Origin of the sequence: Inquilinus sp. NPDC058860 (assembly GCF_042743185.1) — a bacterium.
Taxonomy (GTDB): Bacteria; Pseudomonadota; Alphaproteobacteria; order DSM-16000; family Inquilinaceae; genus Inquilinus.
Window position 1 is genome coordinate 117880 of the sequence record NZ_JBHYMS010000016.1, and the last position, 13968, is coordinate 131847.

Here is a 13968-nt window from a genome sequence, read left to right on the forward strand (position 1 = left end):
CCGCAGAAAGCCTTGTGTCCCGGCGTTCCGGAAGGTGCGCGCGGAGGCCCCGCGACCTTCGAGTCGCCGGTGGATCGGAAGAGGACAGAAAGATAATTAGCCGGCCGGATTCTGTGGCCGCAGGCTCATTCAACACTGATTCTGCCGTAGGTTGGGTTCGCCCAGCGAACCCAACAAGCCGACCGCAGGATGTTGGGTTCGCGTGCCGCGAGCCCAACCTACGCGATGATGGCAGGCCGCAGCCGGACCACGCCGCGCAGAACCTGACCCGGCTCCAGCACCGCCATGCCGGTATCGGTGCGGCCGGCCTCGGCCAGGTTGAAGGCGTCGGTCGCGTTGCTCACCGGCTCGACGCAGACATAGGGATCGTCCGGCGAGTAGCAGACCAGGAAGTCGAAAGGCGCGTCGGCCTCCATCACCAGCCGGGCGCGATGCTCCGGCCAGTCGATCACCGCCCGCCGATCCCAGCCGGTGAAATTGTTGTCCATCCGCACCGCATCCGGCCGGACGCCCCGCCGGAAATCCTTCTCCAGCGGCGGCTCGACCAGCTCCAGCGGCATCACCTCGGAATCGTTGAGCCACATCCGCTCGATCCCCGCGGTCACAATCGTCTGCGGCGTGCGCGGGAAATAGAAGTGCTGGCCCAGCCCCGCCGGCATCGGCTCGCGGCCGGTGTTCTCGACCGACAGCTCCAGGCTGAATCCGGCCGGTGTCAGCTCGAAGTCCTGCCGCGCCCGGTACGGGAACGGCCAGGCGTCGGCGGCGTAGTCGTCGACCAGGACGCAGCGGGTCGCCGACCGCTCCACCACCGTCCAGGGCCGCTGCCAGCCATGGCCGTGCAGCTGGTGCCGCTCGCGCGTGTTCAGCGGCAGCTGCACCTCCCGCCCCCGGAAGCGGAAGCGGCCCTCGCGGATCCGGTTCGAGAACGGGGTCAGCGGGAAATTGGCGAGGCCGAGCGGGTCGCCCGCCGCCAGCGCCGCCGTGGTGGCCGGGCGCAGCCAGTCGCGCCGGTCCGGACCCGAGCCGGTCCACCAGGCGGCGATGCCGCCACCGATCGCCGGCACGATGTCGATCCCGCTGTCCCCGGCCCGCAATTGCACCGTCTCGATCGTCATTCCATCCTCCCGTTGCGATCGCCCTTGTCAGCAATGTTCGGCAATGCTTGACGCCGATCCGTCGAGGGCTCAATACTCCATTTGTATGATGAATAGCAAAGAGCGCGATCGGCAAGCCAGATCGCGCCGCTGAGGAAAGGCCGTGGTCGAGAAGAGCGGAGAGAATGTCGTTCGTGCGGACGGCATGCGGATGGCCCGTGGCAGGACTGCCCGGCTCAGCCCCGACCTGCGTATCGACCGGAACGAGATCGTCGGGCCGAAGGAAGACGGCGGAGCCGGGACGCTGCGGCGCCCGAGCGGCTTCGACCGCGTCTGACCGGCAGCAGGAAAGGGGAACAGATGTCCGGCCCGGAGAGACCAATCGGGGAGAGACCGATCGCGATGGCCGCTGCATCGGCCCATCCGGATGCGACGATGGCCGGGACCCCGGTGCTGCGGCGCGGCCGGCGCCCGGCGGAGGCCGCGGGCACCGCCGACCAGCCGCATGGCGGCAGCAAGACCTTCTCGCGCCGCTCGCTGCATGGCCAGATCGCCTACGACATCGGCACCCGGATCGTGCGCGGCGACATCCAGCCCGGCACCGTGCTGCCGAACGAATCCGACCTGTCGAACCAGTTCTCGGTCAGCCGCACCGCGCTGCGCGAGGCGATCAAGGTGCTGGCCGCCAAGGGGCTGGTCGAATCCCGTCCCAAGACTGGCACCCGGGTGCGGCCGCGCGGCGAATGGAACATGCTGGACCCGGACCTCCTGGCCTGGCAGTTCGCGACCCAGCCGATGGAGCGCCTGGCCAAGGACCTGTTCGAGATCCGCCAGATCATCGAACCGGCGGCGGCGGCCATGGCGGCCGAACGCGCCGACGACGACCAGCGGAAAGCGATCAGCCGCGCCTTCGCCGACATGGAGACGGCGCCGGACGGCGACGCCTCGGTCGAGCCCGACCTGCGCTTCCACCAGTCGATCCTGGCGGCTTCGAACAACGAGTTCCTGCAGCCGCTGGGCGCCCTGATCGAGACCGCGATGGCCTCGAGCTTCCGCATCACCAACAACGAGCCTGGGGCGCTGCAGGTGTCGCTGCCCCTCCACCGCTCGGTGCGCGACGCCATCCTGGCGCATGAGCCGGAGACGGCGCGCCAGGCAATGCGGATCCTGCTCGAGGACGCGGCGCAGGACATGCGCCGCGCCCTGCCGCACATCAAACCGAAATCCTGAACACAGCCTAGCCAACAAGGACTCTCCGCAATGGCTGACGACGCCGGCAGCAACAACAACAAGAAGCGTTACCGCTCTTCCCATTGGTTCGGCACCCATGACAAGGATGGCTTCCTGCACCGCAGCTGGATGCGCAACCAGGGCCTGCCGGACCATGTCTTCGACGGACGGCCGGTGATCGGCATCTGCCAGACCTTCTCCGAGCTGACCCCCTGCAACGCCCATTTCCGCAAGCTGGCGGAGCATGTGAAGCGCGGCATCTGGGAGATGGGCGGCTTCCCGGTGGAGTTCCCGGTGTTCTCGACCGGCGAGACCAATCTGCGGCCGACCGCGATGCTGTACCGCAACCTGGCGGCGATGGATGTCGAGGAGGCGATCCGCGCCAACCCGATCGACGGCGTCGTGCTGCTGACCGGCTGCGACAAGACCACGCCGTCGCTGCTGATGGGCGCGGCCAGCTGCGACATCCCGGCGATCGTCGTTTCCGGCGGCCCGATGCTGAACGGCCGCTACCAGGACCGGACCATCGGCTCGGGCACCGCGGTCTGGCAGTTCGACGCCGACGTCAAGGCCGGGGTGATGAGCCTGCAGCAGTTCATGGAGGCCGAGCAGGCGCAGTCCCGCTCCGCCGGGCACTGCATGACCATGGGCACGGCCAGCACCATGAACTCGATGGCCGAGGCGCTGGGCACCAGCCTGACCGGCTGCGCCGCGATCCCGGCGGTCGACGCCCGCCGCTACGTCATCGCCCACATGTCCGGCCGGCGCATCGTCGAGATGGTGCATGAGGATTTGCGCATCTCGAAGATCCTGACCCGCGAGAACTTCCTGAACGCGGTGCGGGTCAACGGCGCCATCGGCGGGTCGACCAACGCGGTGATCCACCTCTTGGCCCTGACCGGGCGCACCGGCGCCGACTTCACCCTGAAGGATTGGGACGAGTTCGGCCGAGACGTGCCGACGCTGGTCGACCTGATGCCGTCCGGCCGCTTCCTGATGGAGGATTTCTACTATGCCGGCGGCATCCCGGCGGTGACCCGGGCGCTGGGCGAGAACGGCATGCTGTTCAAGGACGCCCCGACCGTCACCGGCAAGTCGATGTGGGAGAACGTCCAGAACGCCGCCAACTGGAACCCGGAGGTGATCCGCCCCTGGGACAACGCGCTGGTGAAGCAGGGCGGCATCGTGGTGCTGAAGGGCAACCTGGCGCCGGACGGCGCCGTGCTGAAGCCCAGCGCCGCCACGCCGGAGCTGATGCAGCACCGCGGCCGCGCCGTGGTGTTCGAGAGCATCGAGCACTACAAGGCCCGCGTCGACGACCCGGATCTCGACATCGACGAGACCTGCGTCATGGTGCTGAAGAATTGCGGCCCGAAGGGCTATCCGGGCATGGCCGAGGTCGGCAACATGGCGCTGCCGCAGAAGGTGCTGAAGAAGGGCGTGCGCGACATGGTCCGCATCTCCGACGCGCGGATGAGCGGCACCGCCTACGGCACGGTGGTGCTGCACACGGCGCCGGAGGCGGCGGCCGGCGGCCCGCTGGCCCTGGTGCAGGACGGCGACATGATCGAGCTGGACGTCGCCGGCCGGCGGCTGCATCTCGACGTGCCCGAGGCGGAGCTGGCGGAGCGGCGCCGCCGCTGGTCGCCGCCCGAGCCGACGATGAAGGGCGGGTACCAGGAGCTGTATGTCCGGCACGTGATGCAGGCCGACAAGGGCGCCGACCTGGACTTCCTGGTCGGCTGCCGCGGCCACGCCGTGCCGCGCGACAGCCACTGAGCACGATCCGGGCCCGTCCCGGCCGGGACGGGCCCTTTCCTTGCAGACGGACGTCATGACCGAATACGCGATCTATCCGTCGCTGCGCGACAAGCCGGTCTTCGTGACCGGCGGCGGCAGCGGCATCGGCGAAAGCATCGTCGAGCATCTTTGCCGCCAGCAGGCGCGGGTGTTCTTCGTCGACATCAATGCGGATGCGTCGACCGCGCTGGTCGACCGGCTGAAGGCCGAGGGGCTGGCGGTGCCGCTGTTCCGGCATTGCGACCTGCGCGACATCGCCGACCTGCGCGCCGCAGTGGCCGAGGCGCAGGCGGCGATCGGGCCGATCCGAATCCTGATCAACAACGCGGCGCACGACCAGCGCCACGCGCCGGAGACGGTCGAGCCCGACTATTGGGACGAGCGCATGGCGGTGAACCTGCGCCACCAGTTCTTCGCCGCCCAGGCGGTGCAGCCGGGGATGCGCGACGCCGGCGGCGGCTCGATCATCAATTTCGGCTCGGTCTCGTGGCGGCTGCGCCAGGGCGGCATGCCGGCCTATACCTCGGCCAAGGCCGGGGTGGAGGGGCTGACCCGCGGCCTGGCGCGCGACTGGGGCCCGCAGCATATCCGGGTCAACACCGTGATGCCGGGCTGGGTCATCACCCAGCGCCAGAAGGACCTGTGGCTGACGCCGGAGGCGGATGAGGAGCGCCGGAAGGGGCAATGCATCCCCGACCAGGTTCTGCCCGTGCATCTGGCGCAGATGACCCTGTGGCTGGCGGCGGACGACAGCGCCATGTGCACCGGCCAGACTTTCGTTGTGGACGCCGGCTGGGCGTCGGGACTGTGAGGCGGAAATGAACCTGATCCAACTGCGCACCAAGGCCGGCGAGCGGCGCGTCGGCATCGTCTCGGGCGGCGACACGCTGAAGCTGCTGTCCGCCTTCGACACCACATACGACCTGGCCCAGGCGGCGATCGCGTCGCGCAAGACCATCGCCGAGCTGGCTGCGGCCGATGACGGCGCCGGCGCCGACTCCTACGATTCGGTGATCGCCGAGGCCCGGCTGCTGCCGCCGCTGGACCATCCCGATCCGGCGCATTGCATCGTCACCGGCACCGGCCTGACCCATCTCGGCAGCGCCGACGCCCGCGACCAGATGCACAAGAGTCTGGGCGAGGCGGAGAAGCTGACCGACAGCATGAAGATGTTCCGCGACGGCCTGACCGGCGGCAAACCCGCCGGGGGCAAGCCGGGCGTGCAGCCGGAATGGTTCTACAAGGGCGACGGCTCGATCGTGGTCGCCGGCGAGCAGCCCCTGACCATGCCGTCCTTCGCGCTGGACGGCGGAGAGGAGCCGGAGATCACCGGCTGCTACCTGGTCGGGCCGGACGGCACGCCCTGGCGCGTCGGCTTCACCGTCGGCAACGAGTTCTCCGACCACATCACCGAGCGGCAGAACTACCTGCTGCTGGCCCATTCCAAGCTGCGCCAATGCTCGGTCGGGCCGGAGCTGCTGGTCGGCCCGCTGCCGGAGGATGTGCGCGGCACCAGCCGCATCACCCGCGGCGGCAAGACGATCTGGGAGAAGCCGTTCCTGAGCGGCGAGGCCAATATGAGCCACTGGATCGCCAATCTCGAGCACCACCACTTCAAATACGCGCTGTTCCGCCGGCCGGGCGACGTGCACCTGCACTTCTTCGGCACGGCGACGCTGAGCGTCACCGACGGCATCAAGCCGGAGCCGGGCGACCGCTTCGAGATCGAAGCCAAGGCTTTCGGCCGCGCCCTGCGCAACCCGCTGGCGCGCGCGGCGGAGGAGACGGTGACGGTCCGGGCGCTGTAGGCTCGGGCAGACGAATCCCCTACTGTCATTGCCGGGCTTGACCCGGCAATCCAGAAGATGTCGACAGACTCTGGATGCCCGGGTCAAGCCCGGGCATGACAGCAGGGGCAATGGCCGATCGGAAGGCACGGCCCCTCAGGCGGGCCGGAACACGGGGAAACGCGGATGAACAGGATCGATCTCGACGGCAAGCTGGCCGTGGTCACCGGCGGAGCGCAGGGCATCGGCCGGGCGGTGGCCGAGCGCTTCATCGCCTCGGGCGCCCAGGTGGTGCTGTGGGACCGTGACCAGGCGCTGGTCGAGGCGACGGCGCAGGCGATCGGCGCCAAGGGCGTCGCCATCGACGTCACCGACGCCGCAGCGGTCGCCGCGGCGGTCGAGGCCCAGGGGCGGATCGACATCCTGGTCAACAATGCGGGCATCGCCGGTCCTTCGGTGAAGACCTGGGACTATCCGATCGACACCTGGCGCCAGGTGATCGAGCTGGATTTGAACGCCGTCTACTACTGCTGCCGTGCGGTGGTGCCGGGCATGATCGCCCGCAACTACGGCCGCATCGTCAACGTGTCATCGATCGCCGGCAAGGAGGGCAACCCCAACGCCAGCGCCTATTCCGCCGCCAAGTCCGGCGTGATCGCCCTGACCAAGTCGCTGGGCAAGGAGCTGGCGGGCCACGACATCGCGGTCAACTGCATCACCCCGGCCACCGCCAAGACCCGGATCCTGGAGCAGATCAGCCAGGAACACATCGACTACATGCTGTCGCGCATCCCCCGCGCCCGGTTCCTGAAGGTCGAGGAGGCGGCATCGATGGTGGCCTGGCTGTGCTCGGCCGAGAACAGCTTCACCACCGGCTCGGTCTTCGACCTGTCGGGCGGCCGCGCGACCTACTGAGCCGATGGCCGACGCCGACCTCTTGGCGGCGCTGCGCCGGATGGGGTTGGCCGGGCCGGACGAGACGCCGCGCTTCACCGCGCTGACCGGCGGCGTCTCCTCCGACATCTTCCGGGTCGACCTGGCCGCGGGCCCGATCTGCGTCAAGCGGGCGCTGGCCAAGCTGCGGGTGACCGCCGACTGGCGGGCGCCGGTGGCGCGCAACCTGTACGAGGCGCGCTGGATGCGGGTGGCGGCCGGCATCGTGCCCCAGGCAGTGCCGCGGCTGCTGGGCCAGGACGAAGCGGCCGGGGCGCTGGCCATGGCCTATCTGGCGCCGGAGGACCATCCGGTGTGGAAAGCCCAGCTGCGCGACGGCCGCGCCGACCCGGCCTTCGCCGCCGAGGTCGGGCGCCGCCTCGCCGCCATCCATGCCGCCACGGCAGCGGATCCGGCTCTGGCGGCCGAGTTCCCGACCGACGGCATCTTCTACGATATCCGGCTGGAGCCGTATCTGGTGGCGGCCGCGGCTGCCCATCCGGACTGCGCCGACGCCCTGTACGCGCTGGTCGAGACCACGCGGACGACGAAGCTGGCGCTGGTGCATGGCGATGTCAGCCCGAAGAACATCCTGGCCGGGCCGCAGGGGCCGGTGGTCCTGGACGCCGAATGCGCCTGGTGGGGCGACCCGGCCTTCGACCTGGCCTTCTGCCTGAACCACCTGCTGCTGAAGGGCCTGTGGCGGCCGGCCTCGGCGCCGGATTTCCTCGCTTGCTTCGACGCGCTGGCCGCCGCCTATCTCGTCGGCGTGGACTGGGAGTCGCCCGACGCCTTCGAATCCCGCGCCGCCCGCCTGCTGCCCGGCCTGTTCCTGGCCCGGGTCGACGGCAAGTCGCCGGTCGAGTACCTGACCGACGAGGCGCAGAAGGGTCGCGTGCGCCGCGTGGCCCGGGCCCTGCTGCTGGACCCGCCGGCGCGATTGGCCGAGATTCGGACCGCCTGGACGAAGGAGCTGAGCCCATGACCCGCACCACCATCGCCGCGGTCCACGGCCGGCGCGTCTGGGACAGCCGGGGACGGCCGACGGTCGAGGCCGAGATCCGGCTGGACGGCGGCGCCGCGGGCCGCGCCATCGCCCCGGCCGGTGCCTCCACCGGATCCGGCGAGGCGCGGGACCGGCGCGACGGTGGCGCGGCCTTCGGCGGCCATGACGTGCAGGGCGCGGTGGCCGCGGTGAACGGCGAGATCGCCCGCGCCCTCGCCGGCTTCGACGCCGCCGACCAGGCCGGGCTGGACCGGGTGCTGATCGAGCTGGACGGCACGCCGGACAAGGCCCGGCTGGGCGGCAACGCCACCATCGCCGTGTCGATGGCCGCGGCCCATGCCGCCGCGGCCGCCGCCGGCCTGCCGCTGTGGCGCCATCTCGGCGGCGACGACGCCACCCTGCTGCCGCTGCCCGAGATCCAGATCTTCGGCGGCGGCGCCCATGCCGGGCGGCGGCTGGACGTGCAGGACTTCCTGGTGGTCTGCCCCGGCGCCGGCAGCTTCGCCGAGGCGCTGGACTGGACCGCCGAGGTCTACCGCGCCGCCGGGTCGCTGATGGCCGACGCCGGCAAGTTGTACGGCGTCGCCGACGAGGGCGGCTTCTGGCCCGACTTCGCCGATGCCGCCGAGGCGCTGGACATGCTGCTCCGCGCCATCGAGCGCGCCGGCCGCCGGCCCGGCGAGGAGGTGGCGATCGCACTGGACGTCGCCGCCTCCGAGTTCGGCCGCCACGGCCGCTACCGCTTCGAGGGGCGGGAGTTGGACACCGGCGGGATGGTCGACCTCGTCGCCGGCTGGACCCGGCGCTGGCCGATCGTCTCGGTCGAGGACCCGGTGGCGGAGGACGACGCCGCCGGCTTCCGCGCCGTCACCGCCGCGATCGGCGACCGGGTGCAGGTGGTCGGCGACGACTTCCTGGTCACCGACGCGGCGCGGGTGCGCGACGCCGCGACGGCCCGGGCCTGCACCACCGTGCTGATCAAGCCGAACCAGCGCGGCACCCTGACCGAGACCAGGGCGGCCTGGGAGGCGGCGCAGGCGGCCGGCCTGGGCGGCATCGTCTCCGCCCGCTCCGGCGAGAGCGAGGACACCACCATCGTCGACCTCGCGGTCGGCTGGAGCGTCGGCCAGCTGAAAGTGGGGTCCTTCGCCCGGTCGGAGCGGATGGCGAAGTGGAACGCGACCCTCAGGATCGAGGAGGCGCTGGGCCCCCGCGCCATCTTCGCCGGGCGAAGCGTCTTGCGCGGGTGACCGGTCTGGAGTGTTCTGCCCGTCCCGCAACCGGATGAGTCCATGAGCCTCGCCTCGATCGATCTGCGCATCCTCGGCCTCGCCATCCTCGGCATCGCCGTCCTGACCCTGCTGGTCGCCCTGTTCCGCCGGCCGCGGCTGGACGTCGCGCCGCTGACCGGCGCGATCGAGGATCTGCGCCGCGACCTGGCGCGGGTGGAGCAGGAGCTGCAGACGGCGGAGCGGCGCGGCGAGGCCTCGGCCGAGGCACGGGACAGCCGGCAGCGGCAGGAGATCGCGTCGTCGCTGCAGAACACCGGCGCGACCCTGGTCGGCGCCATGAAGGCGATCGGCGAGACCCAGCAGACCCGCCTCGACACCGTCGCCGCCCGGCTGCAGGCCTTGTCCGAGTCGATGGCGCAGAGCCAGAACCGGCTGCGCGAGACCATGGACCTGAACCTGCAGTCGCTGCGCAAGGAGAACGAGGCGAAGCTGGAGCAGATGCGCGCCACGGTCGACGAGAAGCTGCAGGCGACGCTGGAGGCGCGGCTGCAGACCCAGTTCCAGACCGTCAGCGAGCGGCTGGAGCGGGTGCATCAGGGCCTGGGCGAGATGCAGGTGCTGGCCGGCGGCGTCGGCGACCTGAAGAAGATGCTGTCCGGCGTGAAGACCCGCGGCACCTTCGGCGAGGAGCAGCTGGACGCCCTCTTGGAGCAGGTGCTGACCGAGGACCAGCTGGTGCGCAACGCCCGGCCGCGGGCCGACAGCACCGAGACGGTGGAGTTCGCCATCCGCCTGCCGGAGGGCGTGCTGCTGCCGGTCGACAGCAAGTTCCCGCAGGAGGATTACGAACGGCTGATCCTGGCGGTGGAGGCCGGCGACGCCGAAGCCGCGGCCAAGGCCGGCGACGGGTTGGAGAAGGCTATGCGCACCGAGGCCAAGCGCATCGCGACCAAGTACATCTGCCCGCCGACCACGACCGATTTTGCCGTGCTGTTCGTGCCGACCGAAGGGCTGTTCGCCGAGATCCTGCGCCGGCCCGGCCTGCGCGAATCGATCCGCGAGCAGCACCGCGTCACCATCCTGGGCCCGACCACGCTGGGCGCCTTCCTGTCCAGCCTGCGCATGGGCTTCCGCACCCTGGCGATCCGGGAGAAATCGGCCGAGATCTGGCAGGTGCTGGGCGCGGTGAAGACCGAGTTCCGGACCTATGGCGAGCTGATGGAGAAGGTCGGCAAGAAGCTGCAGGAGGGGCAGAACGTGATCCACCAGATCGGCGTCCGCAGCCGCGCCATCCACCGCAAGCTGCGCGAGGTGGAGGAGCTGCCGATGGACAAGGCCGCGCCGATCCTGGAGCTCGACGCGCCCGAGGCCGAGATGCCCCCCGTTCCCTCCAACAGCCCGGCGGAAGAAGACACGCCATAGCCCTGTTGCATCGGAAGGCCGCGCGCCCTATCCAGTCATCATTCATCCGACAATAGGTCGAGAGAGGAAACCAGATGAGCGTCCACGCCAACTACATCGCCGGATCCTGGGTCGAAGGCCCGGACGCGTCGAAGAACGTGAACCCGTCGGACCTGTCGGACGTGGTCGGCGAATACGCCCGCGCCGACCGCGCCCAGGCGGAGCAGGCGATCGCCGCGGCCCGCGCCGCCTTCCCGAAATGGTCGATGACGACGCTGCAGGAGCGGCACGACCTCCTGGACAAGATCGGCAACACCATCCTGGCGCGGAAGGAGGAGCTGGGCCGGCTGCTGTCGCGCGAGGAGGGCAAGACCCTGCCCGAGGGCATCGGCGAGGCCGCCCGCGCCGGCCAGATCTTCAAGTTCTTCGCCGGCGAGGTGCTGCGCATCCAGGGCGAGAAGCTGGCCTCGGTCCGCCCCGGCATCGATGTCGAGATCACGCGTGAGCCGATCGGCGTCATCGGCCTGATCACGCCCTGGAACTTCCCGATCGCGATCCCGGCCTGGAAGATCGCCCCGGCCCTGGCCTACGGCAACTGCGTCGTGTTCAAGCCGGCCGACCTGGTGCCGGGCAGCGCCTGGGCCCTGTCGCAGATCATCGTCGATTCGGGCGTGCCGGCCGGCGTGTTCAACCTGGTGATGGGCCGCGGCTCGGTGGTCGGCGAGGCCTTCGTCGCCAGCAAGGATATCGACGCCATCACCTTCACCGGATCGGTCGGCACCGGCCGCAGCATCGCCCTGCGCTGCGCCGAGCTGGGCAAGAAGGTGCAGCTCGAGATGGGCGGCAAGAACCCGATGGTCATCCTCGACGACGCGGACCTGAACACCGCCGTCGGGGCTGCCACCAACAGCGCCTTCTTCTCCACCGGCCAGCGCTGCACCGCCTCCTCGCGCCTGATCGTGACCGAGGGCATCCACGACCGCTTCGTCGCGGCGATGACCGAGAAGCTGAAGGCGCTGAAGGTCGACAACGCGCTGAAGCAGGGCACCGACATCGGCCCGGTGGTCGACCAGAGCCAGCTGGACCAGGACCTGTCCTACATCGACATCGGCGTCAAGGAAGGCGCCAAGCTGGCGGTCGGCGGCGAACGGCTGAACCGCGAGACCGAGGGTTTCTACCTGTCGCCGGCGCTGTTCACCGAGACCACCAGCGACATGCGGATCAACCGCGAGGAGATCTTCGGGCCGGTCGCCTCGGTGGTCCGGGTCAAGGATTACGAGCAGGCGCTGGCGACGGCGAACGACACCGAGTTCGGCCTGTCCGCCGGCATCGCCACCTCGAGCCTGAAACACGCCAGCCACTTCAAGCGGGCCAGCCAGGCCGGCATGGTGATGGTGAACCTGCCGACCGCGGGCGTGGACTACCACGTGCCGTTCGGCGGCCGGAAGGGCTCCAGCTACGGCCCGCGCGAGCAGGGCCGCTACGCCGCGGAGTTCTACACCGTGGTCAAGACCGCCTACACCTTCCCGGGCTGAGAGACCGCTTGATACTGCACCTGGCGTGGCCGTCTGATGGCGGGATCGAGCGCTTCCGGTGCTCACGGACTCAAGCGTCCGCTGCGCGCCGGTTCTCGAAACCACCACCAGCCGACTCACGCCAGCGCAGCCTCAAACGGCCTCTGAGGCCTTTGTCTCTCCCGCAAGTCTCGTAGGTTGGGTTCGCGGCACGCGAACCCAACAGGATCAGGGCCGCTGTGGCGGCGGGATGTTGGGTTCGCCACGGCGAACCCAACCTACGGCGCCACCCCGTATCGGGCGGGTCCAGCGGCGGCGGATCCATCGTCGCCAGGAACCGGTCCGACTCCGCGACCCAGCGCTCCGCCTGCTCCGGCGGCAGCCGGCGTCAGGGGCGCACCCCCGGCGTCTCGACCGGCAGGCCTTCGGCGCGCGAGCGCAGATAGAGCTCGAGCGCCGTGAATTCCGGCGCGCCCCAGGCGTAGGGCTCGGCCCGCACGCCGATCATGCAGTTGCGCATCCGCCGCTGCAGCGACCCGACCGATTGCCATTCCAGCCGGTAGATCGGATAGCCGTTCGGATGCGCCTGCGGGATGATGCTGCCGCCCAGCTTCTGCCCCCAGCGCCGGTCGTGGCAGGCGGCGCAGGACAGGTCGAGCTGGCCGATCCGCCGCTCGAACAATTGGCGCCCCTCTTCGACGAAAGGGGCCAGCCGCGGATCCGTGACCGGTGCCACCGGCATGCCGCGCGACTGGTGGGCGACATAGGTGGTCAGCGCCAGCAGCTCCTGGCTCTCCACGGCGAAGGGCTCGGCGCCCTGGCGTGCCCGGCGGCACTGGTTGACCCGGCCCTGCAGGTCGATCGGCCGGCCGGTCGCCGCGTCGAAGGCGGGGCTGCGGGCGGCGACGCCGCGCATGCTCTCGGCGGCGTCGCCATGGCAGCCGGAGCAGGAGACGCCGGCGGATCCTGCGGGCTGCTGCCACAGCGCCTCGCCCTCCATCACCCACAGCATGCCGGGATTGGCGGTGTCGTCGCGCTGCAGCGCCTGCGTCTCCGGCGCCATGAAGTCGAAGCCCGAGCGCCGGCCGGCATCCGGAGCCTGCCCGCCGACCAGCAGGGCGGCGCCGAGCAGCAGGAGCATCCGGCACGACCGTGCCCGCATCAGGTGACGGCGATCTCGACCGCGGCCCGCTCGACCGTGCCGTCGTCGGCGGTCCAGGCGAATTCGATCGTCCCCGATTCCATGGCCACGGTGGTGAAGGCGATGAAGGGGTTGGCGGACATGGCCGGGAACAGCTCGGCCGCGAACACCTCGACGCCGCCATAGGTGCAGGCGAAGCGGTGGATGATGTCGCGCGGGATCGGCTGGCCGTTCGGGCCGATGCGATATCCCGTCTCCATCTTGTGCGCGATCATCGCCTTGATCTCGATGACCTCGCCGCGCCGCGCGGCCTTCGGCGCGTTGATCAGGGCGCGGGTCACGACAGGTCCTCGATGCAGGCGGCCAGCGTCACGATCACGTCGGCCTCGGCCGACCAGACGCTGCCGTCGCTCATCTCCGCCAGGGCGACGATGGTCTGCGAGGTGGCGAGGCGGACCCGGGTCGAGACGCTGGCCCGGCCGGAGCGGGGGCCGAGATGGAACACCACCATGTCTCCTTGGGGGTTCTTCTCGTTGAACAGGCCGATGCGACGGACGTGGTCGGCCTCGGTCATCGGGCTGTCCACCGCCACCGTGACGCCGACGACGTTGCCGTTCTCGACCAGGGGCGGGATGTCGAATTTGATCCGGCCCGGACGGATCTCGGCCTCGCCGGCGAAGCCGCGGATCGCCTCCTCCAGCGACGGGCGGGCCCGGGCCGGCGAGGGGACCAGCACCAATGCGAGGAGCCCTGCGCCGGCGGCGGCTAGGACATGCCGCCGGCCGAGGAAAACCGAGTCCCCCCTCCCCTCGCGGGAGGGGGATAGGGGG

Annotated in this window: 14 protein-coding genes; 10 read left to right on the plus strand and 4 right to left on the minus strand. The window is 70.3% G+C overall.

Annotated elements, in window-relative coordinates; genetic code table 11:
* Positions 1-218 precede the first annotated feature (218 nt).
* Positions 219-1115, minus strand: a complete 897-nt coding sequence (locus ACFW16_RS13830; protein WP_380305806.1) for an aldose 1-epimerase — start codon at positions 1113-1115, stop codon at positions 219-221.
* Between the two features lie 142 nt (positions 1116-1257).
* Between ACFW16_RS13830 and ACFW16_RS13835 the strand changes: the two genes are divergently transcribed.
* The 10 genes from ACFW16_RS13835 to ACFW16_RS13880 all read left to right on the plus strand — a co-directional run bounded on the left by ACFW16_RS13835 (position 1258) and on the right by ACFW16_RS13880 (position 12018).
* Positions 1258-1431 (plus strand): hypothetical protein, encoded by a 174-nt coding sequence (locus ACFW16_RS13835; protein WP_380305808.1) that lies wholly within the window; start codon positions 1258-1260, stop codon positions 1429-1431.
* Positions 1432-1529: 98 nt separating this feature from the next.
* The gene (locus tag ACFW16_RS13840; RefSeq protein WP_380305810.1) at positions 1530-2324 is read left to right on the plus strand and encodes a FadR/GntR family transcriptional regulator; all 795 of its coding nucleotides are present in this window, start codon (positions 1530-1532) and stop codon (positions 2322-2324) included.
* 30 nt (positions 2325-2354) lie between these two features.
* On the plus strand, positions 2355-4103 hold the full coding sequence (locus ACFW16_RS13845) for an IlvD/Edd family dehydratase (protein ID WP_380305812.1): 1749 nt from the start codon (positions 2355-2357) through the stop codon (positions 4101-4103).
* A 55-nt stretch (positions 4104-4158) separates the two neighbouring features.
* Complete coding sequence (locus tag ACFW16_RS13850; protein ID WP_380305814.1) at positions 4159-4935, plus strand: SDR family NAD(P)-dependent oxidoreductase; 777 nt, start codon at positions 4159-4161, stop codon at positions 4933-4935.
* A gap of 7 nt (positions 4936-4942) precedes the next feature.
* Positions 4943-5932: an AraD1 family protein gene (gene araD1, locus ACFW16_RS13855; RefSeq protein WP_380305816.1), complete on the plus strand. Its 990-nt coding sequence runs from the start codon at positions 4943-4945 to the stop codon at positions 5930-5932.
* Between the two features lie 165 nt (positions 5933-6097).
* The gene (locus tag ACFW16_RS13860; protein WP_380305818.1) at positions 6098-6826 is read left to right on the plus strand and encodes an SDR family NAD(P)-dependent oxidoreductase; all 729 of its coding nucleotides are present in this window, start codon (positions 6098-6100) and stop codon (positions 6824-6826) included.
* Positions 6827-6830: 4 nt separating this feature from the next.
* Entirely contained in the window at positions 6831-7829 is a 999-nt protein-coding gene (locus ACFW16_RS13865; protein ID WP_380305820.1) for a phosphotransferase family protein, read from the plus strand.
* Entirely contained in the window at positions 7826-9100 is a 1275-nt protein-coding gene (gene eno / locus ACFW16_RS13870; RefSeq protein WP_380305822.1) for a phosphopyruvate hydratase, read from the plus strand. The genes ACFW16_RS13865 and eno overlap by 4 nt, the downstream gene beginning before the upstream one ends.
* Positions 9101-9142: 42 nt before the next feature.
* The gene (rmuC, locus tag ACFW16_RS13875; protein ID WP_380305824.1) at positions 9143-10504 is read left to right on the plus strand and encodes a DNA recombination protein RmuC; all 1362 of its coding nucleotides are present in this window, start codon (positions 9143-9145) and stop codon (positions 10502-10504) included.
* A 74-nt stretch (positions 10505-10578) separates the two neighbouring features.
* Positions 10579-12018: an aldehyde dehydrogenase family protein gene (locus tag ACFW16_RS13880; protein WP_380305826.1), complete on the plus strand. Its 1440-nt coding sequence runs from the start codon at positions 10579-10581 to the stop codon at positions 12016-12018.
* Between the two features lie 367 nt (positions 12019-12385).
* Here the strand turns inward: ACFW16_RS13880 and soxA are convergent, their stop codons facing one another.
* The 3 genes from soxA to ACFW16_RS13895 all read right to left on the minus strand — a co-directional run.
* Entirely contained in the window at positions 12386-13138 is a 753-nt protein-coding gene (soxA, locus tag ACFW16_RS13885; RefSeq protein WP_380305828.1) for a sulfur oxidation c-type cytochrome SoxA, read from the minus strand.
* Positions 13139-13158: 20 nt separating this feature from the next.
* The gene (soxZ, locus tag ACFW16_RS13890; protein WP_380305830.1) at positions 13159-13479 is read right to left on the minus strand and encodes a thiosulfate oxidation carrier complex protein SoxZ; all 321 of its coding nucleotides are present in this window, start codon (positions 13477-13479) and stop codon (positions 13159-13161) included.
* Positions 13476-13968 (minus strand): SoxY-related AACIE arm protein (locus ACFW16_RS13895; RefSeq protein ID WP_380305832.1); only part of this gene is annotated, 493 nt, incomplete at its 5' end. The genes ACFW16_RS13895 and soxZ, both read right to left, overlap by 4 nt.

Coding starts and splice junctions, on each gene's coding strand:
- ACFW16_RS13830 (WP_380305806.1), bottom strand. CDS start 1,115: ATGACGATCGAGACGGTGCAATTGCGGGCCGGGGACAGCGGGATCGAC.
- ACFW16_RS13840 (WP_380305810.1), top strand. CDS start 1,530: ATGGCCGGGACCCCGGTGCTGCGGCGCGGCCGGCGCCCGGCGGAGGCC.
- ACFW16_RS13845 (WP_380305812.1), top strand. CDS start 2,355: ATGGCTGACGACGCCGGCAGCAACAACAACAAGAAGCGTTACCGCTCT.
- ACFW16_RS13850 (WP_380305814.1), top strand. CDS start 4,159: ATGACCGAATACGCGATCTATCCGTCGCTGCGCGACAAGCCGGTCTTC.
- araD1 (WP_380305816.1), top strand. CDS start 4,943: ATGAACCTGATCCAACTGCGCACCAAGGCCGGCGAGCGGCGCGTCGGC.
- ACFW16_RS13860 (WP_380305818.1), top strand. CDS start 6,098: ATGAACAGGATCGATCTCGACGGCAAGCTGGCCGTGGTCACCGGCGGA.
- ACFW16_RS13865 (WP_380305820.1), top strand. CDS start 6,831: ATGGCCGACGCCGACCTCTTGGCGGCGCTGCGCCGGATGGGGTTGGCC.
- eno (WP_380305822.1), top strand. CDS start 7,826: ATGACCCGCACCACCATCGCCGCGGTCCACGGCCGGCGCGTCTGGGAC.
- rmuC (WP_380305824.1), top strand. CDS start 9,143: ATGAGCCTCGCCTCGATCGATCTGCGCATCCTCGGCCTCGCCATCCTC.
- ACFW16_RS13880 (WP_380305826.1), top strand. CDS start 10,579: ATGAGCGTCCACGCCAACTACATCGCCGGATCCTGGGTCGAAGGCCCG.
- soxA (WP_380305828.1), bottom strand. CDS start 13,138: ATGCTCCTGCTGCTCGGCGCCGCCCTGCTGGTCGGCGGGCAGGCTCCG.